General features: G+C 56.1%; 18 protein-coding genes. 2 read left to right on the plus strand and 16 right to left on the minus strand.

The window, feature by feature from the left end; genetic code table 11:
- Positions 1 to 57 precede the first annotated feature (57 nt).
- Genes mazG through cysM form a run of 4 tightly spaced genes read right to left on the minus strand, consistent with a single transcriptional unit; the run spans position 58 to position 5,436 of the window.
- Complete coding sequence (mazG, locus tag ATG98_RS01465) at positions 58 to 906, minus strand: nucleoside triphosphate pyrophosphohydrolase (RefSeq protein WP_098419197.1); 849 nt, start codon at positions 904 to 906, stop codon at positions 58 to 60.
- Positions 906 to 3,137, minus strand: a complete 2,232-nt coding sequence (relA, locus tag ATG98_RS01470; protein WP_098419198.1) for a GTP diphosphokinase — start codon at positions 3,135 to 3,137, stop codon at positions 906 to 908. Before relA ends, mazG begins: the two co-directional genes overlap by 1 nt.
- 33 nt (positions 3,138 to 3,170) lie before the next feature.
- On the minus strand, positions 3,171 to 4,517 hold the full coding sequence (gene rlmD / locus ATG98_RS01475) for a 23S rRNA (uracil(1939)-C(5))-methyltransferase RlmD (RefSeq protein WP_098419199.1): 1,347 nt from the start codon (positions 4,515 to 4,517) through the stop codon (positions 3,171 to 3,173).
- A gap of 25 nt (positions 4,518 to 4,542) precedes the next feature.
- Complete coding sequence (gene cysM, locus ATG98_RS01480) at positions 4,543 to 5,436, minus strand: cysteine synthase CysM (protein WP_098419200.1); 894 nt, start codon at positions 5,434 to 5,436, stop codon at positions 4,543 to 4,545.
- Positions 5,437 to 5,646: 210 nt separating this feature from the next.
- Here cysM and ATG98_RS01485 point away from each other — a divergent pair, with 210 nt between their 5' ends.
- Complete coding sequence (locus ATG98_RS01485; RefSeq protein ID WP_179888012.1) at positions 5,647 to 8,562, plus strand: ATP-binding protein; 2,916 nt, start codon at positions 5,647 to 5,649, stop codon at positions 8,560 to 8,562.
- Between the two features lie 13 nt (positions 8,563 to 8,575).
- On the opposite strand, the gene pdxJ is transcribed toward ATG98_RS01485, so the two are convergent.
- From pdxJ to rpoE, 12 genes are all read right to left on the minus strand, one after another.
- A complete protein-coding gene (pdxJ, locus tag ATG98_RS01490) occupies positions 8,576 to 9,310 on the minus strand; it encodes a pyridoxine 5'-phosphate synthase (protein ID WP_098419201.1) in 735 nt (244 codons plus the stop codon).
- Positions 9,307 to 10,026, minus strand: coding sequence for a DNA repair protein RecO (gene recO / locus ATG98_RS01495; RefSeq protein ID WP_098419202.1), 720 nt, complete (start codon positions 10,024 to 10,026; stop codon positions 9,307 to 9,309). Before recO ends, pdxJ begins: the two co-directional genes overlap by 4 nt.
- Positions 10,027 to 10,033: 7 nt before the next feature.
- The gene (era, locus tag ATG98_RS01500) at positions 10,034 to 10,951 is read right to left on the minus strand and encodes a GTPase Era (protein ID WP_098419203.1); all 918 of its coding nucleotides are present in this window, start codon (positions 10,949 to 10,951) and stop codon (positions 10,034 to 10,036) included.
- Positions 10,951 to 11,640, minus strand: a complete 690-nt coding sequence (gene rnc / locus ATG98_RS01505; RefSeq protein WP_007350855.1) for a ribonuclease III — start codon at positions 11,638 to 11,640, stop codon at positions 10,951 to 10,953. The genes era and rnc overlap by 1 nt, the downstream gene beginning before the upstream one ends.
- Positions 11,637 to 12,026 carry a DUF4845 domain-containing protein gene (locus tag ATG98_RS01510; protein WP_098421698.1) on the minus strand — a complete coding sequence of 130 codons (390 nt, stop codon included), beginning with the start codon at positions 12,024 to 12,026 and terminating at the stop codon, positions 11,637 to 11,639. Before ATG98_RS01510 ends, rnc begins: the two co-directional genes overlap by 4 nt.
- 26 nt (positions 12,027 to 12,052) lie before the next feature.
- Positions 12,053 to 12,832, minus strand: a complete 780-nt coding sequence (lepB, locus tag ATG98_RS01515) for a signal peptidase I (protein ID WP_098419204.1) — start codon at positions 12,830 to 12,832, stop codon at positions 12,053 to 12,055.
- Positions 12,833 to 12,903: 71 nt separating this feature from the next.
- Positions 12,904 to 14,706, minus strand: a complete 1,803-nt coding sequence (gene lepA / locus ATG98_RS01520) for a translation elongation factor 4 (RefSeq protein ID WP_098421699.1) — start codon at positions 14,704 to 14,706, stop codon at positions 12,904 to 12,906.
- Between the two features lie 131 nt (positions 14,707 to 14,837).
- Complete coding sequence (locus ATG98_RS01525) at positions 14,838 to 16,310, minus strand: DegQ family serine endoprotease (RefSeq protein ID WP_098421980.1); 1,473 nt, start codon at positions 16,308 to 16,310, stop codon at positions 14,838 to 14,840.
- Between the two features lie 113 nt (positions 16,311 to 16,423).
- Positions 16,424 to 16,873 carry a SoxR reducing system RseC family protein gene (locus tag ATG98_RS01530; protein WP_098419206.1) on the minus strand — a complete coding sequence of 150 codons (450 nt, stop codon included), beginning with the start codon at positions 16,871 to 16,873 and terminating at the stop codon, positions 16,424 to 16,426.
- Complete coding sequence (locus tag ATG98_RS01535) at positions 16,870 to 17,925, minus strand: MucB/RseB C-terminal domain-containing protein (RefSeq protein WP_098419207.1); 1,056 nt, start codon at positions 17,923 to 17,925, stop codon at positions 16,870 to 16,872. The genes ATG98_RS01530 and ATG98_RS01535 overlap by 4 nt, the downstream gene beginning before the upstream one ends.
- A gap of 30 nt (positions 17,926 to 17,955) precedes the next feature.
- Positions 17,956 to 18,525 (minus strand): sigma-E factor negative regulatory protein, encoded by a 570-nt coding sequence (locus ATG98_RS01540; protein WP_098419208.1) that lies wholly within the window; start codon positions 18,523 to 18,525, stop codon positions 17,956 to 17,958.
- A gap of 11 nt (positions 18,526 to 18,536) precedes the next feature.
- Entirely contained in the window at positions 18,537 to 19,223 is a 687-nt protein-coding gene (gene rpoE, locus ATG98_RS01545) for an RNA polymerase sigma factor RpoE (protein WP_098421700.1), read from the minus strand.
- Between the two features lie 144 nt (positions 19,224 to 19,367).
- On the opposite strand from rpoE, the gene nadB reads away from it, so the two are divergent.
- Positions 19,368 to 20,972, plus strand: a complete 1,605-nt coding sequence (nadB, locus tag ATG98_RS01550; protein ID WP_179888014.1) for an L-aspartate oxidase — start codon at positions 19,368 to 19,370, stop codon at positions 20,970 to 20,972.
- Positions 20,973 to 21,024: the final 52 nt, after the last annotated feature.

Below are 21,024 nucleotides of genomic sequence, written 5' to 3' on the forward strand. Positions count from 1 at the left end.
TTGTTCCTCGTTAAGATACTAAGGAACCACTGCCGAAGTCTACGCGGCTTGACCGCCTCAGCGCTGACGCTCCACACCTTTCACTGACTGCCAGATGGCGTCCAGCGCCTCCAGGGTTTCGCTGTCCATATCACGGCCCTGAGCCGCAAGCTCGGCCTCGATGGCGCGAAAGCGCGCTTCAAACTTATGATTGGTGCGTTTCAAAGCCTGTTCGGGATTCACTTTCATAAAGCGCGCCAGATTCACGCACACGAACATCACGTCGCCCAGCTCATCTTCCAGGGCATCCCGTTCGCCGCTGCCGTCATTGGCGGCCTGCCAGGCTTCTTTCAGTTCATCAATTTCTTCGTGCAACTTATCGAACACCGGGCCAATGTCGGGCCAGTCAAAGCCATGGCGGGCGGCCCGCTTTTGCAGTTTTTCAGCTCGCGCCATGGCCGGCAGAGTGCGGGCAATTGCGTCCAAGCGCCCCGCGGGCCCGGAACTGTCAGGGGCAGACTTTAGCGACCGCTCCTCCGCTTTGATGCGCTCCCAGCTCTGTTTGATCCAGTCTTCGCCCGGGCGGTTATGGGGATCGATCCGGCTTTCAAGTGTGCCTTCGGGAAACACGTGGGGGTGGCGGCGGATCAGCTTACGCACCAGATTGTCCACCACCGAATCAAAATCAAAATGCCGGGATTCCTGCCCGATCTGACTGTAAAAAATGACCTGGAACAGCAGGTCACCCAACTCGTCTTCCAAGTGGGGGTAATCTTTGCGCTCGATGGCGTCAGCTACTTCGTAGGCTTCTTCCAGCGTGTGGGGCACGATGGACGCAAACGTCTGGCGGGCATCCCACGGGCAGCCGGTGTCTGGATCGCGCAAGCGTTCCATCAGGGTTTTCAAGTCGTCCAGCGAATAGCTCATCAGCGTTTTCTCTTAGCCTCGATGACGTTGGGCAGGTTGCGGATCTGGGACAGCAGTTTGGCCAGTTGTTCCAGATCGGAGATTTCTACAGTGACCGTCAGGTTGGCCGTGTTGTCGTCACGATTGCTCTGAGTGTGTAACGCCAGCACATCGCAGCGCGATGCCGACAGCACTTGGGTGATATCGCGCAAAAGGCCCGAACGGTCATAAGCGTCAACGCTAATATCCACCGGGTATACCGAGGCTTGGCGCACGCCCCAACTGACCTCGATAATGCGGTGTGGCTCTGTTTCCACCAGACCCATGTAAGTGTTGCAGTCCTGCCGGTGAACGGTCACACCGCGGCCAACGGTAATGTAGCCGCCAATATCGTCACCTGGCAAAGGCTTGCAGCATTTGGCCACCTGGGTTTTCAATTGGCCCACACCCACAATGCGAATGTCAGATTCGGTATCGTAGGCTTTGCTTTGCTTGCGCAGCTTCAGTTCGGGCTGTTCATTTTTTGGTTCCAGCATTTGCTGGGCCACATTGGCCACTTGGGCCGGGCGCAGGTCGCCCGCGCCAATGGCCGCACACATGTCTTCAGCGCTGTGGTAATTCACTTTTTTGGCGAGCCGTTCCAGATTGCAGTCGTGCAATGACAAACGCTTGAATTCGTCGTCCAGAATGGTACGGCCATCGCTGATATTACGACCGCGATCCTGCTGTTTGAACCAGCTGATGACCTTGGCGCGGGAGCGCGAACTGCGAATGTAGCCCAGGTTGGGGTTGAGCCAATCGCGGCTGGGTGTCGCATTTTTAGACGTCAGTATGAACACTTGGTCGCCGGTTTTCAGCGGGTAGATCAAGGGCACGATACGCCCGTTGATGCGCGCGCCTCGGCAAGCGTGACCGACTTCTGTATGTACCCGATAAGCGAAGTCTACGGCGGTGGAACCCTGGGGCAGATCAACCACATGGCCCTCAGGCGTAAACACGTAAACCCGATCGGATGTCACCTCGGATTTCAGGTGTTCCGCCAAGCCGGACAAATCGCCCAACTCTTCTTGCCATTCCAGCACCTGGCGCAACCAGTTTATTTTGGCATCGTAACTGGTGGATTTGTTTTTGGTGTCGGTCCCTTTATAAAGCCAGTGGGCGCAGACACCCAGTTCGGCTTCTTCGTGCATCTTATGGGTGCGGATCTGCACCTCCATTACCTTGCCTTCAGGGCCGATGACCGCGGTGTGCAAAGACTGGTAACCGTTTTCTTTGACGTTCGCGATGTAGTCGTCAAATTCGTTAGGAATGTGGCGCCACAGGCCGTGAACGATACCCAACACGGCGTAACAGTCGCGCACCTCCGGAACCAGAATACGCACGGCGCGCACGTCATACACCTGGCTGAAATCAATGCCTTTGCGGCGCATTTTGCGCCAGATACTGTAGATGTGCTTGACCCGGCCCGACACATCGCCCTTGATACCGGCACTATCCAGTTCCGACTCCAGCGAGGCCACCGCCCGCTTGATGTAGCTTTCCCGATCCAGGCGCTTTTCATCCAACAGATTGGCAATTTTCTTGTAAGCGGTTTCGTGCAGGTAGCGGAAAGACAGATCTTCCAGTTCCCATTTGATATAGCCAATGCCCAGCCGGTGCGCCAACGGGGCATAGATCTCAAATACTTCCCGCGCAACTCGCATGCGTTTTTCCGGCAATGCGTCTTTCACTCCGCGGATGGCGCAAGTGCGCTCAGCGAGTTTGATCAGCGCAACCCGCACGTCGTCAACCATGGTCACCAGCATTTTACGCACGTTGTCGAGCTGGCCTTCGCTCTGGCCCAGAACATTGCCTTTCAGGGGATGATGGATAGACGAAATCGCCGCCATCTGCAGCACGCCGTTAATCAGGCCAGCCACTTCGTCGCCAAACTCTTTACGCACGGCTTCTAGCGTTACCCGTTCTTCGCGCACAGCGCGATACAGCACAGCAGCCGTCAGGCTGGCCTGGTCGAGGTGCAGCTCTGCCAGCACTCGAGCCATTTCAATGCCGGTGCGGAAACTGCTGGCGCCGGGGGTCCATTGTCGGTCTTCCCGATAGGCCTTAAGGTCAATAGCCGCGGCTCTTTCGCAAGCCTGGCGTAACAGGCTGTCATCCTCAAGATGGGTCTGCTCGGCCAGCTGACGCACACAGTGGGCAATGTCTACTTCACCGCTGCCGGTCACGGCGTAATCTTCGCGAACTTTTACCATGTCGACTCTTTTTCAGATTAGCCGGAATCGCGCTTAACCAGAATCACGCTCAAAAAGCGCTATGGATTCCACGTGAGTAGTATGCGGGAACATATCCATGACACCCGCTTGCACCAGGCGGTAGCCATTACGCACCATAACACCCGCATCCCGCGCCAAGGTGGCCGGGTTGCAAGACACATACACAATGCGGCTGGCGTTAAAGGCGGTTAAGTACTGGCAGATGTCTTCGGCGCCGGAGCGCGGCGGGTCAATCAGAATCTTGTCGAAACCCTCTTTGGCCCAGCTCTGGCCGGTAAAATCGCCGTGCAAGTCGGCGCCAAAAAAGGTGACATTATCCAGGCCGTTCAACGCGGCGTTCTCGCGGCCGCGCTCAACCATGGCGTCGTCGCCTTCAACACCGACCACTTGGCCACCACTGCGGGCCAACGGCAGGGTAAAGTTGCCCAAACCGCAAAAAAGATCCAAGACTCGCTCACCGGGCTGCACGTCCAGCCAGTCGATGGCGCGCTTAACCATCACCTGGTTGATGCTGGCATTCACCTGGGTGAAGTCCATTGGGTGAAACGCCAGGGTCAAATCAAATTCCGCCAAGCTGTAACTCAAACGTTCATCCTGGTGACCTGCAGATTCCGGCCAGATACGGTGAACCGTGTCCGGGCCTTTAGGTTGCAAATAAATGTGCAGATCGTGGTTTTGACCAAACACAATCAACTTGCTGCGGTCGCCGTCGCTCAAGTCCTCCATGTTACGGAACACCATCACGGCCACATCATCACCGCAGGCAACCTCTACTTGGGGAATGCGGTCAAAAGCATCCATGCCGTGCAGCAATTCGCGCAGCGGCATAATGCGTTCGCCAATACGTGGGTCCAGCACCAGGCAGCGGTCAATATCCGTCAGGAAATTACTGCTCTTTTCGCGGAAACCAACCAGCACTGATTCACGTGCCTTTACAAAACGCACACCCAGCCGCGCTTTGCGGCGGTAACCCATGGTGTCAGCGCGCAGAGGTTTAACCCACTGCTCGGGCTCGATACCACCAAAATGGGCAAAGTGCTCTTTCAGAGTGTTTTCCTTGAACGCAATCTGCGCCTCTGCGCTCATGTGCTGCAGGCTGCAGCCACCGCACACAGCGGCAAAATCGCAGGGCGGAGTCTGGCGGTCGGGAGCCGCGTTCAGTACCTCAAGTGTGCGCAATTCGTCAAATTTGCTGCGGCTGCCAACCATCTTGGCCATCACTGTTTCGCCTGGCAGCGCGCCGCTGACAAATTGCACTTTACCCTCGTTACGGGCAATACCACGGCCATCATGGCCGAGTTTTTCGACCTCGCAGCGCACAGGTTCCTGGGGCAACACTTTTCTGCGTCTTCTACTCATCAATTCTTCTCTTTTTTAATCAGGCTCAGGCGCTAGGAAATACGCCGGTAGACAGGTAGCGGTCACCACGGTCACAAATAATGCCCACGATAACGGCGTTTTCAAGCGTTTGGGAAAGTCGCAGCGCCGCGGCGATGGAACCGCCAGACGATACGCCGCAAAAAATACCTTCTTTTTCGGCCAGCGCGCGCATCGTGGTCTCGGCCTCGACCTGACCAATATCCATTACCTGATCAACCGCCTTGGCATCAAAAATTTTAGGCATATAGGCTTCTGACCAGCGCCGAATTCCCGGTATGGCCGCGCCCTCGCTGGGTTGCAGGCCAACAATGCGGACGTCGGGGTTGCGCTCTTTCAAGTAGCGGGACACGCCCACAACCGTACCCGTGGTGCCCATAGAGGCCACGAAATGGGTTACCCGGCCATTGGTCTGCTGCCAGATTTCAGGGCCGGTGGTGCGGTAGTGCGCCAGTGGGTTGTCAGCATTGGCGAACTGGTCCAGAACCTTGCCTTTGCCTTCGGCCTGCATGCGTTCGGCCAGATCGCGGGCGCCTTCCATACCGTCTTCCTTGCTCACCGCAATGATTTCGGCGCCATAAGCGCGCATGGACGCGCGCCTCTCTTCGCTCATATTGGAAGGCATGATCAACACCATGCGGTAACCCTTTATCGCCGCCGCCATAGCCAGGGCAATACCGGTATTACCGCTGGTGGCTTCGATCAGGGTATCGCCGGGCTTGATGTCGCCGCGGATTTCGGCTTGTTGGATCATGCTAATCGCGGGCCGATCTTTGACCGAACCGGCCGGATTATTACCTTCCAGTTTGGCAAGGATGACATTACTGGTATCGCCTGGCAGGCGCTGCAGGCGAACCAGGGGGGTTTTACCAACATAATCTTCAATGGTTGGAAAATACATAATGAGTCCCTGTGGTACACTTTTGGGGTTAAATCATACGCCTTATAGCGACTCCAGCCCAATACAGCTTATTGCTATCGCAAGAGCCTGGCGTTATAGCTACGAATTAGGTTAACGGCTGCCGGCAACAACACCCGTCGGGCGCAAACACCGAACCAACAGACTGATGCCCGTAGTACGCGGGCAAAATGCCATTTTTTGGAATTGTTTATGGGGCGCTGGGATTTTACCAACCGGGGTATTCGTCACTGGGGCATTCGCAACAAGGTACTGATGGCCACACTGATACCCACGCTGGCTACCACTTTACTGCTGGGCCTGTTTTTCAGTTCAAGTTGGGTTAACCAGATTGAAAGCCTGCTACGGGACCGCGGCGAAGCCTTGTCGCGGCAACTGGCGGCGGGCTCAGAATACGGCCTGTTTACGGCCAACCGGCACTTGTTAGACAGCCTTTCCAACGCCTTGCTGCAAGAGCAGGATGTGCGCTCCATCAGCTTTTTCGACAGCGCCGGCGAGCGTCTTCTGCACACCGGCCCAGACACCCACAAACGCGATATCGCCGAGCAGCTGCAGGGTCAGGTCGCGCAGCAGCTACCGCGCCAGCAGAGTACCTTTTTCATTACGCCGGTTACCCTGCAGGACCTGATGATCGAGAATCTGCTCAATGCCAATGGCGAGGCTGATGTGCCCAGTACCCAGCAAACTCTGGGCTGGGTGGCCGTGGAGATGTCCCATATCCGCACCGAAAAAGAAACCTACAAAGCCCTGTTGATTTCCCTGCTGTTAGTCCTTTCCGGTGTGGTGTTCAGCATGCTGGTGTCGTTGCGCCTGAGCCAGGCTTTCACCAGCCCGGTTTATAAACTTAATAAAGCCGTTGCCGAGCTTAAAGAAGGCAAATTGGAAACCCGGGTTTGTACTCGAGCGGGGCCCGAATTTCAACAGCTTGAGTCCGGCCTGAACGCCATGGCGGCCGCCTTGAGCAAGGCCCAGGCAGACATGCAGAAAAACGTGGACCAGGCCACCGAAGACCTACGGGAAACGCTGGAAACTATTGAAATCCAGAATATTGAACTGGATTTTGCGCGTAAGGAAGCGCTGGAGGCGAGCCGCATAAAATCAGAATTTCTGGCCAATATGTCTCACGAAATCCGTACTCCGCTCAACGGTATTATCGGGTTCACCGAACTGCTGTTAAAAGGCTCCCTGGCCCGCCAGCAAAGAGATCACCTGAACACGATTCGCAAGTCATCGGAGATCCTGCTGACCATCATCAACGACATTCTCGACTTTTCCAAAATCGAAGCCGGCAAGCTAACGTTGGACCGGGTACCGTTCCAGCTGCGGGATATTGTGGAAGAAGTCATGGTGATGCTCGCGCCGGCAGCGCACGACAAAAACCTGGACCTGGTGACCCTGGTTTACAACGATGTGCCCAACAACCTGATGGGCGACCCATTAAGGCTGAAACAGATTATTACCAATTTGCTCAACAACGCCATCAAGTTTACCCACACCGGCGAAGTGGTCCTGCGTGCCAGCCTGGAAGAAGAGGACGCCAATAATGGCTCCGTTACCCTGCGCATCAGCGTAGCGGATACAGGCATGGGACTGTCACGCGCACAACAGCGACCATTGTTTGATGCGTTTAGTCAGGCCGACGCATCAACCGCACGGCAATATGGTGGTACCGGGCTCGGTCTGGCTATATCCAAACGCCTGGCAGAGGAAATGGGCGGCAAGATCGGCCTGGAAAGCGAGCCTGGGAAAGGCTCTACATTCTGGTTCACCCTGACCAGCACGCGGGCCAGCCAAAACGATAGCGACAGTCCCCGTAACGGCCTGCGCGGTGAACGCATGATTTATCTGGAGCAACAAAAAACCACCGGCCTGGCGATGAAGCACCTGTTGCGGGACTGGGGCGTTACCGTAGAGCGGGTTAGCTCTCCTGACGCCATGCAAGAGCGCATCGAACAGGCGCAGCGAGAGCAGGCCGGCTTTGCCGTCGCGCTGATTGGTATTAATCGCCATCTGCTCAATTCCAGCCAATATCGCAGCCTGGTGCACAGCATTGAGGTTGACCGCGATTGTCGCACCCTGTTGCTGACGCCAACCTTAGAAAGCCACGACACCCCCCTGGTGGCCAATGTTAGCAGCCACCTGACCAAACCCGTTCTGCGCGGGGCGCTCTACAATGAGCTGATGTTATTGGTGCACGGCATCAACGCTAACGACCACACGCCCGATCGCGGTTACGGTCTGGCAACACCACAGCCGGAACCCGACAGAGAAAGCCTCAACCCCAGGGTTCTGGCGGTAGACGACAACGAAGCCAATCTCAAACTGGTGCTGACCCTGCTACAGGATGCGGGCGTAAACACGGTAGGCGCCGCCAGCGGCTTTGAAGCGCTGACAAAGGCCCGCTCCCGTCAATTCGATTTGATATTCATGGACCTGCAGATGCCAGGTATGGACGGCGTTGCTACTACCCAAAGGCTAAGGCAACTGGAAACCGCCGGCTGCCAGCGTGCCGCCATTATTGCACTGACCGCTCACGCCATGAGTGACGAGCGAGGCCGGTTGGCGCGGCAGGGATTCGACGGCTATATGACCAAGCCGGTCAGCAGCCGCCAACTGCTGGACGCCGTCGAGCAGCACACAGGATTGGTATGTTGCGACGGTGCAGGCGACGGCGGTCGAGCTAACGAAGTGCGCGACAGCCGCAGAGCACTGCGACCGTCGAGTCGAAAAATGACCAGGGAATGCATCAGTATTGAGGAAAGCCTGCGCCTGGCAGCCGGCAAAGCAGACCTGGCCGAAGAGTTATTCAGCATGCTGCTGGAACAAATAACACCCACCGTAGAAGCCATTGAGCAGCACTGGCACAGCGGCAATAGGCTGGAACTGCTGGAGTGCGTGCACAAGCTGCACGGTGGCGCCCGCTACTGCGGCGTACCGGAAGTTCGGGCCGCTGCAAATCAACTGGAGACCGCGTTAAAAACGGCTGACAGCGATATTGATACCCTGACCGATCAGCTGTTAAAAGCATTGAAGCGGCTATTGAACTGGGGCGACAACACCCATTGGCAGTTACTCTTCAGACAACACAGCAGCCTTACGCACTCTTAAAGCCGACGCATTCCTAACGCCGGCAAGCGTTATCAATCAGTGCTTTCATATCCCGCACGGCTTCTTTCAGGCCGGTGAAGACCGCCCGGGCGATAATAGCGTGGCCGATATTCAACTCGTTAATCCCGGCAATCGCGGCCACCCGCTCGGTGTTGTGATAATTCAGACCGTGGCCTGCGTTAACCACCAAACCCTTCTTGCGAGCGTAGGTGACCGCTTCCACCAATACTTTGAACGCCGCATCCGCAGCCGCGCCGCTGGCCTCGGCGTACTCGCCGGTGTGCAATTCAATTACCGGCGCGCCACAGCGTACGGCGGCATCAATCTGAGTTTTGTCCGGGTCGATAAACAGGGACACTTCCGCACCTATGGCCGCCAGGCGTTCGCAGGCTTTGGCGATGCGGGCTTCCTGGCCCTCAACGTCCAAACCGCCCTCGGTGGTCAGTTCTTCACGCTTTTCAGGCACCAGGCACACGCAGGCCGGGCGGATTTGTTCGGCAAAATCCAACATGGCGTCGGTTACCGCCATCTCAAGGTTCATTTTGGTCTGCAAGGTATCGCGTAACAGCAGCACGTCACGGTCTTGAATGTGGCGGCGATCCTCCCGCGGGTGAATGGTTATGCCGTCGGCGCCGGCTTCTTCCGCCAGCAATGCAGCCTGTACCGGATCGGGATACCGCGTGCCGCGGGCCTGGCGTAAAGTGGCCACGTGATCAATATTCACACCAAGTAATACTCTGGAGTTCATTTTACTGCTCCTGACTGGATAAAAAGTTGGCGGCTGTGCAGTGGTCGCCCTTGTAACAAATAGTCCACCAGCGCACGCATCACCCGTTTGGCGACGCGGCGCGCTTCAATGTCACTGTAATCATCGGCAGCCAGCGCGAGCAGCGCAACGCCACGGAGTTTTTTTACCCGCACATCGGCACCCGGGCGCTCAACAATGCCCTGCTGCGGATGGTATCCGTAAAACCAGCCTGCTTGCACCGGCGCACCGCTATCGGTCGCCAGATCCCAGGCGAAATCGTAACCCAAGGCCAGCGCCAGACTGCGTTCGAAACGCCGCAGCACCGGTTCCAGCTCAGCAGCAGCGGCAAGCTTGGCCATGGCATCCAGATAAGCAGCAAATAACAGCGGATAAGGGTCGGCCGCAGGCAGAATGCGTTGCATCAGTTCATTCAGATAAAAACCGCTGAACAGTGCTTGCGATTGCGCCAGAACCGGCGCCGGGCGAACCTCTACCTGAGTCAGGGTTTTTAGTCCCCCCTTGCCAGCCCAGTCCAACAATAGTGGCTGAAACGGTTGCAACTGGGCTTTGAGCGGGCTTTTGCTGGTACTGGCGCCACGGGCAATCAAGTCAACGCGGCCGTAATTCAGGGTGAACACGTCTATCTGCAAGCTGGTTTCACGCCAGGGCCGGCGATGAATTACATAGCCCGGCTCCTGCATTACCTTGCTGCTCATGGCAGACTCAGAAATCGTTCATGCCCAGGCTTTTCAAAGCCCGTTCACTGTCGGCCCAACCGCGTTTGACCTTCACCCAAAGCCGAAGCATGACTTTGTTGTCGAACATCCGCTCCATGTCAATCCGCGCATCCTGGCCAATGCTGCGCAGGCGGTCGCCCTTATCGCCAATGATGATTTTCTTCTGGCCTTCACGTTCAACCAGTATCACGGCTGATATGTGCAGAGTTTTACCATCGTGCTTAAACTCTTCTATTTCCACCGCCACCGAATAGGGCAACTCGGCACCTAGCTGGCGGGTGATTTTCTCACGCACCATTTCCGAGGCCATAAAGCGCTCACTGCGGTCGGTAATCTGGTCGTCTGGGTAAAAGTGCACGCTCTGCGGCAGGAAGCGGCCGACACATTCTTCCAGCGGTATCAGGTTCGTCTCGCGCAGTGCCGAGACGGGAATCATTTCGGCGAAATCGCGCTTACGCGACAGCATGTCCAGATGCGGTAGCAGGGTTTCCCGTTTTTCCATTTTGTCGACCTTGTTGATCGCCAGAATCACCGGGCATTTCAAGCTCGAAAGCTTCTCCAGCACCAGTTCATCGGCGGTGGTCCAGGCTAACTGGTCAACCACAAATACCACCACGTCGACACCTTTCAAGGCCGAAGTAGCAGCCTTGTTCATGTATCGGTTTATCGCCCGTGGTTGTTCTTCATGCATACCCGGTGTGTCGACATACACAGCCTGCACCGGGCCAATGGTTTTTATACCCAGAACCTGGTGACGGGTGGTTTGCGGCTTGCGCGAGGTAATACTGAGCTTCTGGCCCAGCATGTGATTCATCAGGGTAGACTTGCCCACATTGGGGCGTCCTACGATGGCCACAAAGCCACAACGGCTGTCAGGGTCTTGCGGGCGGGTTGTATCCGTCATCAATCGTTCTCCACACCCAGTTCTTTCAGGGCATTACGGGCGGCTTGCTGTTCGGCTATGCGGCGACTGTTGCCGCTGCCTGTGGTTTTGCGCCCCAATGAGGACAGCGCGCAGGATATGTGAAATGTCTGATTGTGGGCTTCACCGTCAACCGACAGAACGTCATAAATCGGCAGCGGAAACTGGCGCGACTGAAGATATTCCTGCAGGCGGGTTTTCGGGTCTTTCTGGGTATCCTGTAAGTCCAGATTCTGCAGGCGCAAATCAAACCAACGCAATATCTGAGCCTGACAGGTAACAAAATCACTGTCCAGATAGATAGCGCCGATGACCGACTCTACCGCATCTGCCAGTATGGATTCACGGCGAAAGCCGCCACTTTTTAGCTCACCTGAACCCAAGCGCAGATAGGAGCCTAAATCAAACTCCCGCCCAATTTCTGCCAGAGTTACGCCCTTGACCATGCGCGCCCGCAAGCGGCTTAGCTGCCCTTCACGGGCTTTGGGGAAGCGCCTGAACAAATGCTCGGCGATCACCATGTTTACAATGGAGTCACCCAGAAACTCAAGGCGTTCATTGTTTTGATTGCCGAAACTGCGGTGAGTCAGAGCCAGCAGTAAACGTTCCTGGGATTTGAACTGATAACCGATACGTCGCTGCAAGGGCTCAAGGTCGGGCTGAACGCTCATTGGCCACTCATATCGTAAGCGTGCTTGAAGTGCATCACGGCGTCTACGTTACTGATCACCGGCGAGCGCACTTCATAGTCCACCATAATCAGTACCCGATCACCGTCTTTGTCAACGGTAATGCTCTCGGCGCTGAGAGTGCGAACATTGTTCACGCTCAGGCGCTTATTAATCTGTGAACGCACTTCGGCTGGCCCCATTTCCGACAATCCTTTGGTATCGTTCAGACCTTCGAGTGCTTCCTGGATGGTGTAATCATCCATGTACGCTGGCCCAAGCTTCAGCAACAAGGTTAGCAGGCTGCCAAAAAACAGCACCATGACCAGCATGACCAGCCCGGATGCGCCGCGCTGCTTTTTCATATCTGACCCGCTGTTGTTATTCATTCCCTGCATCCCCATGCGGTTTCCCATTATTCTATGCCACCCACCCGGCGAAACGATGGCAAGCTGGCCAGCGACTCCCAGTGCATCCAGATGGCGAAGGCCTTGCCAACAACAAGGTCGTCTGGAACCGTGCCCCAGTAGCGGCTGTCATTGCTGTTGTCACGGTTGTCACCCATTACAAAATAATGACCTTCGGGCACTTGCCATTCGCCTTCACCACCGTTGCCCAGGCGGCCCTTGGTCAGAAAAATATCGTGTTCTACCCCACCCAGTTGTTCGCGCCTGTATTCGTTGGGCGGCAGACGCGCCACAAATCGCGACTCCACTTTTTCACCGTTAATAAACAGCGTTTTATCGCGGTAGCGAATCTGGTCACCGGGCAACCCCACCACTCGTTTTATGTAATTGGTTTTGCGATCTTCAGGGTAGCGGAACACCATCACATCACCGCGATCTGGATCATCGATGCTGACCACTTTTGAGCCCAAAACCGGCAGCCGAAGACCATAAGCAAACTTGTTCACCAGAATGAAATCGCCCACCTCCAGGGTAGGCAGCATAGAGCCAGAGGGAATCTGGAATGGCTCTACCAGAAACGAACGCAAAACCAACACAATGACCAATACCGGAAAAAAAGAACGGCTCAGCTCAACCAGATAAGGCTCTTTTGCGGCTGAGTCTGCCTCAGGCGCCGCGGCATTCGCTTTGGCGGCGCGGCGCGGGCGTAAAAACAGCTTGTCGGCGAGCCAGACCAAACCCGTTACAAAGGTCAGAATGACCAAAATTAGCGGAAAATCGATATCCATTCAGATGCCTACTTATCAGATGCCTGTTTATTAGGTGCCTGTTTATCAGACGCCCAATTTTTGTCGATTTTCTAGTTGTCGATTTTCAATACCGCTAAAAACGCGTCTTGGGGCACTTCTACGTTACCCACTTGCTTCATGCGTTTTTTACCGTCTTTCTGCTTTTGCAGCAGTTTCTTTTTGCGACTGACATCGCCGCCATAACACTTGGCGGTCACGTTCTTACGCAAGGCTTTCACCGTCACCCGTGACACAACCTGGTTGCCGATAGCCGCTTGAATGGCAATATCAAACATCTGCCGCGGAATCAGCTCTTTCATTTTTTCCACCAGTTGACGACCCTTGTGATTCGCCAGTTCACGGTGAACAATCAAGGCCAAAGCATCCACCCGCTCACTATTGATCAGCACATCCAGACGCACAAGATTGGCGGCCTGAAACCGGATAAAGTGGTAATCCAGTGATGCGAAGCCCCGGCTGACGGATTTTAGCCGGTCGAAAAAGTCGAGAACCACTTCGGCCATGGGCAACTCGTAAGTGAGCTGCACCTGTCTGGTGGTGAAGTGCATACTTTTTTGCACGCCGCGTTTTTGCTCGCAAAGGGCAATGACATTCCCCAAATGCTCTTGCGGCACCAAAATATTGGCTTGCACAATGGGCTCACGCATTTCCTCAATTGAGCCAATATCCGGCAACTTTGAGGGGCTGTCTACCGACAAGGTCTCACCCTGTTTGGTAAGCACCTCATAAATAACCGTGGGCGCGGTGGTGACCAGGTCAATATCGTACTCACGCTCCAGCCGCTCCTGAATAATTTCCATGTGCAGCATGCCCAGGAAACCACAGCGGAAGCCAAAGCCCAAAGCGTCAGAGCTTTCCGGCTCGAAAAACAAGGACGCATCATTCAGCGTCAGTTTATCCAAGGCATCGCGGAAATCGTTGTAATCGTCGGAGCTGACTGGAAACAGACCGGCGTATACCTGCGGCTGAATTTTCTTGAAACCCGGCAGCATAGGGGTTTCGTCGGCAAATTTGTGGTGCACAATGGTATCGCCCACCGGCGCGCCGTGAATGGCTTTGATACCGGCAACCACAAAACCTACATCACCCGCTTCCAGAATGTTGGTGTCGTGGGGCTTTGGGTTAAAAATGCCAACTTTGTCTGCATTCCAAGCCTTACCCGTCGACTTGATAACAATTTTTTCGCCCTTTCTCAGCACACCCTGGGTCACCCGCACCAGCGACACAACGCCCAGGTAGTTATCAAACCAGGAGTCGATAATCAGTGCCTGCAGCGGGGCAGAACGATCGCCTGTTGGCGGTGGAATTTTCTGGATCAGATCTTCCAGAACGTCTTCCACACCCATGCCGCTCTTTGCCGAGCAGCGCACGGCGCTGCTGGCGTCTATGCCAATGATGTCTTCAATCTCGGCGGCTACCCGCTCCGGTTCAGCCTGCGGCAAATCCATCTTATTCAATACCGGAACCACTTCCAGGCCCTGTTCGATGGCGGTGTAGCAGTTGGCCACCGACTGAGCTTCCACGCCTTGCCCGGCGTCCACCACCAGCAGCGCGCCTTCGCACGCGTAGAGTGACCGCGACACTTCGTAAGAAAAGTCCACGTGCCCCGGCGTATCAATAAAATTGAGTTTGTAAACCTGGCCATCACGAGCTGTGTAATTCAGGGTCACACACTGCGCTTTGATAGTAATACCGCGTTCACGCTCAATATCCATGGAATCAAGCACCTGCTCCGCCATTTCACGGGAGGTCAGGCCACCGCAGGTCTGGATAAACCGGTCTGCAAGTGTGGATTTGCCATGGTCAATATGGGCGATAATAGAGAAGTTACGGATTCGGCTCAGTTCAGTCACAGACAATGAATACTCGTATAAGACACAGGATTGAGCCCGGAAGGGGCCGTTGCCGGATCCGGCAACGGCGTGATTTTACAGTTTACCGGCCGCCATTGCCATTGCTGTCGGCGGCCGGACTTGAAGGGGCGTTAAGGTTTCATAACCAGATAGAGCGCACGGCCCTGGCGCACCACACGCACCGGCACGGCACGATCGTCGGCCAGATTGCCGGCAATGTCGCGGAAGTCCGCCACTGACGTCACCGCCTTGCGATCGATTTCAGTGATCACGTCATTGGGGCGTATACCTGCGTCGAAAGCCGGGCCACCCTGAACTTCCGCCACTAATACGCCGGCACTGATGCCCTGAGCATCGGTCATGCCCGCCGGCAGCGGCTCAACGCTCAGGCCAAACAGCGAAGACGCACTGTCACCCGGGGTTGCGGGGCTCTGCGCCTGGGCGCCGCGCTCGTCCGGTAGCTGGCCAATTTTCACATCAATAGACATTTCGTTGCCGCCACGCAGCACCGTTAAACGCGCTGACTCACCAATCGGCGTACGCCCCACCATCGGCGGCAGCTCAGATGACAACTGCAATTCTTCGCCGTCATAGGCCAACACAATATCACCGGACTGCAAGCCTGCAGCTTCTGCCGGTGAACCGCCAAGCACCTCGGCAACCAGCGCGCCGCGCGGGCGCTTCAAGCCAAAACTCTCGGCCAGATCACGGTTTACTTCCTGAATAAGCACACCCAACCAACCACGGGATACACTGCCATTGTCGCGAATCTGGCGGAATACGCTCATGGCGTCATCGATCGGAATGGCGAAAGACACGCCCATAAAACCACCGGAACGGGTATAAATCTGGGAGTTAATGCCAATCACATCGCCGTCCAGGTTAAACAAGGGCCCGCCAGAATTACCGGGATTGATGGCAACATCGGTCTGAATAAACGGCACGTAATTTTCGCTGGGCAAGGAGCGGCCAAGAGCGCTGACGATGCCGGCGGTGACGGTATAGTCAAAGCCGAAGGGTGAACCGATGGCAAAAACCCACTCGCCCACTTTCAAATCTTTCGATTTGCCCACCTGAACCACGGGCAGGTCGTCACCGGTTTCAATTTTCAACACGGCCATATCCGAGCGCGGATCCGTGCCAATCAGGCGCGCAGGCAATTCACGACGGTCGTTCAAGCGTACAATAATTTCGTCAGCGCCCTCCACTACGTGATTGTTGGTCAGCACGTAGCCATCCCGGGACACAATAAAACCGGAGCCCATAGACTGGATTGGCTGGGCGCGACCACCGTGGGGATTACCGGAGCCAGGGCCACGGAAAAAATCCTGAAAGAATTCTGGCATCTGCTCAAGCTGGCGCTCATCAAAAGGCAGATTCTGGAAACGGCTTGTATTTTCTGGCGCCGCCGAGGTGGTGCTGATATTCACCACCGCACCGGCATTGTCTTCAACCAGTTCGGTGAAGTCAGGCAGGCCACGTGCCTGGGTGGCTTGGCTCCATGCCAGCAGTATCATCAGGACAGTGGTCAGCAGTGCCGCCCACATCAAAGTAACGAGGTTGGTGGACTGCCTGGCAGCCACAACCGAGGGTGTTTTTAGCATTGAGCAACTCCCGTAATGAGTTCTGAGCTGACCTGAACAGCCAGCGAACAGTATTCACAAATGAGTGTGTGAGGGCAAAGCCCGCTGTTTCAATATACGGACGCTGAAGGAAATTATAACGCTTGGGCAGGGACGTTCTTACTAACCTTCATTAAATGTGGCTGATAATCACCGGGCATGCGGCGCTGCCATAGCCTTGCTACTACAAAGCCCGCACCCAGGCCGAAGCCGGCGGCCACAATAGCGACGCCGTCGCTGCCCGGTACCAACTGGCTTGCAGCCATGCTGGCAGCCACCATTAACAGCAGCGGTAACGCATACACCAATAGCGATGCCTGCAATAACGCCTGCTCCGCAATGCCCAGGGTTACCTCATCGCCCACACCCACATTAAGGGTGTTCAGAACTTGCACCTGATTGGCCCGACCACCGCTGGCAGCCGCCAGCACACGCTGACCGCAGCCACTGCGAGCGGAGCAACTCTGGCACACGCTCTGGCGAATGGTTTGCACCCAGACGGTGTTACCAGACACTGCGACCACCCGACCGCTTTCGGTGATCACCGGCTCGCGCCCTGATGCTCGACCAGGCTTGCGGTGGCGCTGTCAGCATTAGCTCTCTCAACCGCAGCACTGTCAAAACGCACCGACTCTGCCACTTTACGGGCGGTGACCGGAGGCACTTCGCCGACCACCGAAATCAGCACCTGGCGACCGTCTGACTGCACCGGCCGCAAATACACCGTGGTAGCGCCAATACGTGAAGCGCCTGTCGGCATATCCAGGCTGGCAATGTCTTCTACAAACACTGAAAAAGCCGCTAAACCATCACTGAACGCAATCACTTGGCGTTTATCCGATCGCGGGGTGGCCGCAGGTTCAAAACCTGCGGGCAGCCAATCCAACGACCAACCTTGCAGACGGGTCACCAGTTCGGTGGCCGGACTGCCAGGCTCAAGGCTGATGGTGCTGGTCTGATGCTTGTCTGCCGTTGCTATCTGCAACTCGCTGTCGGCAATATCATCGGTAATATCAAGACTGGTGAACTGGAAATGCTCCAGGATCTGGTCGTCGGCGTTACGGGTTTGACTTTTCACCAGCAGGCCGGTGTCTTTTTCCAGCCACAAGCGATAGCTGTAGCGGTAAGGGTCATTAGCGTTCAAGGCAATTTTTACAGCGGCGTAGCCTGCTACGCGGCCTTCTCCCAGCACTTGCGCCTCATACCAGCGCGTCGCAGGCAATAGCTGATCACTAAACGAGTCAGCCAGCGGCCCAGCGGGAATAATAGCATCTAGTGTGACGGTATCCTGAGCTGGCAACACGCAAATAACCTCCATGCCCCGACGCACAATTTCACCGCTCCCGCCGTCCTGAATAACCAGTCTTTCCTCAACCATACTGCCGTTGTAGCGGTGGGCCACTTGCATGGACTGCACCTGCTGGCCGCGGCCGTACACAAACACACCCCGGTAGGAGGTCGTGTTCATGGCCGGGCCCAGGCGCTGCAACCATTTGACCGCTTCTGCGCTATTGGTGGTTTGGGGCTGCGCCTCGGTCGCCTGTGCCGCCGCCGGCATCCACAAACCCATAACCGCAAGGGCCAGGAAAAAACGCAACCATACTGTGCCTGCCTGCCCGTTCACAGTTTAATAACCCCCTGCATCAACGCTGACCAGGCGCGCATAGCCCACCGAGCCCCGACCGGCACCCACACTGTTATGCTGGGCGTGTTCCAGCAGATAACGGTGAATCTGCTGCCGCTGCCTGTCATCCAGGCCCTGCAAGGATACTTCGCCGACCGAAGCCGCCGTTGCAGTCGCATTTGGTTCGGCCGTGGTCTGAGCAGCAACCAGCTCCAGCTCACCGGCGCTTTGCCAGCCTGAACCCGCGCCAAAACCCACCACCAGCGCCATGGCAATCATGGCTACCGCTGGCCAATGCCAACGCTGACGGCCTGTTGCCTTTGCCGCATTGTGCTCTGACGCCGGTACCCCGCCGTCAAGGCGTTGCCAGACACCGGCACTCACATCTGCGGCAGGCGAGACCGACTCGGCTGCGGCGCCCGTGCCATGCATCAGGTCGTGAATCTGCTGCCAGCGTTGCCACTGGCCGCGCACTTCATCCTGGTCGGAAAAGGACAGCAAACGCCGCACAGCGAGCTCGTCTGCTTCGTCGTCCATCATGGCCGACAGGGTTTCTCTGAGACGATCATCCATGGGATGCAACCTCAATTGCTTGCTGAATGGTTGAGCAAAGGGCCAAGATAGCGGTCTACCGCATCCCGGGCCCGAAAAATACGGGAACGCACCGTGCCAATCGGGCATTCCAGTATGCGGGCAATATCTTCGTAACTCAGGCCGTCGTACTCTCGTAGCAAAAACGCCGAACGCAATTCTTCCGGCAGTGCGTCTATGGCTTTATTCAGGGCCCGTTGCAACTGGTCGCGCTGCAGCAGCTTCTCTGGCGAAGCAATATCCCGCAGGCGCTGGCCATCGTCGTAATTTTCCGCGTCGGCCGAATCCGCGCTGCTCTGAGGACGCCGGCTACGGGCTTCCAGATAATTTTTGGCCGTATTAACCGCTATGCGGTAAAGCCAGGTGTAAAATGCGCTGTCTCCCCGAAAACGGTCGATGGCGCGAAAGGCTTTAACGAAAGTTTCCTGGGTAAGATCCATCACCTCGTGACTGTCGAATACATAACGACTGATGATAGACGCCACTCGCGACTGGTATTTCAGCACTAGCAAATCGAATGCAGAGCGGTCGCCATTGCGTACCTTGCGCACCAACTGCAAATCGGTCTGGCTGTCGCCCTGTTCAGGGGCTGTCTGGTCGATACTGGACGTCATGGACGGTTTGCCGGCACTCGCTGGTTCGGTGGCCTGAGTTACGGCCTGCTTGAGAATGGAATGCATCATGATGCTACTGCCCGGCGTCCGTTGATGGAGTCTTCGGGAAAAAAACCCGCTTAAAAGCGGCTTCCCGGTTCTGGCAAATGGACAGCGAGCACAAAGTTTAGTTCAATACACTTCCACATTATGGCCTGTGATACCAACCCAATGCCACAATCCTTCGAGTTCGATGTACTGGTAATCGGCAGCGGCGCCGCCGGTCTGACGGTTGCCCTGAATCTGCCGCCCCATTTGCACGTTTGCGTTCTCAGCAAAGCGGCCATCAGCAGTGGCGCCACGCTCTGGGCCCAGGGCGGAATTGCAGCGGTTCTTGACGGCGAAGACTCCGTTGAAAACCACATTCAGGATACCCTGGACGCCGGAGCAGGCCTTTGCCATAAAGATGCTGTGCGCTTTACTGTAGAACACAGCAGGGCCAGCGTTGACTGGCTGGTTGATTCCGGCGTGGACTTCACCCGCGATAACAACGCCGCTTTTCATCTGACACGCGAGGGCGGCCACAGCCATCGCCGCATTATCCACGCTGCCGATGCCACCGGGCAGGCGGTATCTACCACCCTCGTGGCCCAGGCCCAAGCACGGGCCAATATCACGCTGATGTCTGGCCGGGTCGCAGTAGACCTGATCACCAACCGCAAACTGTCGCTGCCTGGCAATCGCTGCGTTGGCGCCTACGTGCTGAATCTGGACGACAATCACGTTGAATTGATTCGCGCCCGCTTTACGGTCATTGCCACCGGCGGGGCCTCCAAGGCCTACCGCTACACCACTAACCCGGACGGTGCTTCTGGTGACGGCATTGCGATGGCCTGGCGTGCGGGCTGCCGCGTCGCTAATATGGAATTCAACCAGTTTCACCCGACCTGCCTGTACCACCCCCACGCCAAGTCGTTTCTGATCAGCGAGGCTCTGCGCGGCGAAGGCGGGCATTTGAAATTGCCGGACGGCAGCCGCTTTATGGACCGTTTCGACAGTCGTGCCGAACTGGCACCCAGAGACATTGTTGCCCGCGCCATCGATCACGAGATGAAGCGCCTGGGTGCAGACCACGTGTATCTGGACATCAGCCACAAGCCGGCAGATTTTATAAAACATCATTTCCCGACCATTTACGAAACCTGCCTGATCTACGGTATTGATATCACCCGCGAGCCGATTCCAGTGGTGCCAGCCGCTCACTACACCTGTGGTGGCATTATTAGCGACCAGCGCGCCAGAACCGATATCAACCAGCTTTACGTCGTGGGCGAAGCCGCTTTTACCGGCCTGCACGGCGCCAACCGCATGGCCAGCAACTCTTTGCTGGAATGCCTGGTGTATGGCCGCGCTGCGGCGGAAGACATTACCCGCCGGGAAGCCGATATACCCGCCGTGCCAGATGTTCCGGAGTGGGATGAAAGCCAAGTTAGGGATTCTGATGAAGACGTAGTCATTTCCCACAACTGGGACGAACTGCGCCATTTTATGTGGGACTATGTCGGCATAGTTCGCACCACGAAACGCTTGCAGCGTGCCAAGCACCGAGTCGATTTGCTGTCTCGGGAAATTGGCGATTTTTACAGTAATTACCGGGTATCCAACGATTTACTGGAACTGCGCAATCTGGTTACCGTGGCAGATCTTATTATTTGTTCGGCGCTGCAAAGACACGAAAGCCGTGGGCTTCACTACACCCTGGATTATCCGGCGATGCAGGCAGAAGCCCGCGACACTGTATTGGTACCCACCACGTACCGTACTTCTGCACCCTGATATCCCAATATGAGTGATATCAGGTAGTACTAAACCTATAACTGACAGGATG

The sequence above is a fragment of the Marinobacter sp. LV10R520-4 genome (genome assembly GCF_002563815.1).
Taxonomy (GTDB): Bacteria; Pseudomonadota; Gammaproteobacteria; order Pseudomonadales; family Oleiphilaceae; genus Marinobacter.

Excerpts from the sequence above, each read along its gene's own strand:
- mazG (WP_098419197.1), bottom strand. The coding sequence starts at position 906 with ATGAGCTATTCGCTGGACGACTTGAAAACCCTGATGGAACGCTTGCGC.
- relA (WP_098419198.1), bottom strand. The coding sequence starts at position 3,137 with ATGGTAAAAGTTCGCGAAGATTACGCCGTGACCGGCAGCGGTGAAGTA.
- rlmD (WP_098419199.1), bottom strand. The coding sequence starts at position 4,517 with ATGAGTAGAAGACGCAGAAAAGTGTTGCCCCAGGAACCTGTGCGCTGC.
- cysM (WP_098419200.1), bottom strand. The coding sequence starts at position 5,436 with ATGTATTTTCCAACCATTGAAGATTATGTTGGTAAAACCCCCCTGGTT.
- ATG98_RS01485 (WP_179888012.1), top strand. The coding sequence starts at position 5,647 with ATGGGGCGCTGGGATTTTACCAACCGGGGTATTCGTCACTGGGGCATT.
- pdxJ (WP_098419201.1), bottom strand. The coding sequence starts at position 9,310 with ATGAACTCCAGAGTATTACTTGGTGTGAATATTGATCACGTGGCCACT.
- recO (WP_098419202.1), bottom strand. The coding sequence starts at position 10,026 with ATGAGCAGCAAGGTAATGCAGGAGCCGGGCTATGTAATTCATCGCCGG.
- era (WP_098419203.1), bottom strand. The coding sequence starts at position 10,951 with ATGACGGATACAACCCGCCCGCAAGACCCTGACAGCCGTTGTGGCTTT.
- rnc (WP_007350855.1), bottom strand. The coding sequence starts at position 11,640 with ATGAGCGTTCAGCCCGACCTTGAGCCCTTGCAGCGACGTATCGGTTAT.
- ATG98_RS01510 (WP_098421698.1), bottom strand. The coding sequence starts at position 12,026 with ATGAATAACAACAGCGGGTCAGATATGAAAAAGCAGCGCGGCGCATCC.
- lepB (WP_098419204.1), bottom strand. The coding sequence starts at position 12,832 with ATGGATATCGATTTTCCGCTAATTTTGGTCATTCTGACCTTTGTAACG.
- ATG98_RS01525 (WP_098421980.1), bottom strand. The coding sequence starts at position 16,310 with ATGCTAAAAACACCCTCGGTTGTGGCTGCCAGGCAGTCCACCAACCTC.
- ATG98_RS01540 (WP_098419208.1), bottom strand. The coding sequence starts at position 18,525 with ATGGATGATCGTCTCAGAGAAACCCTGTCGGCCATGATGGACGACGAA.
- rpoE (WP_098421700.1), bottom strand. The coding sequence starts at position 19,223 with ATGCATTCCATTCTCAAGCAGGCCGTAACTCAGGCCACCGAACCAGCG.
- nadB (WP_179888014.1), top strand. The coding sequence starts at position 19,368 with ATGCCACAATCCTTCGAGTTCGATGTACTGGTAATCGGCAGCGGCGCC.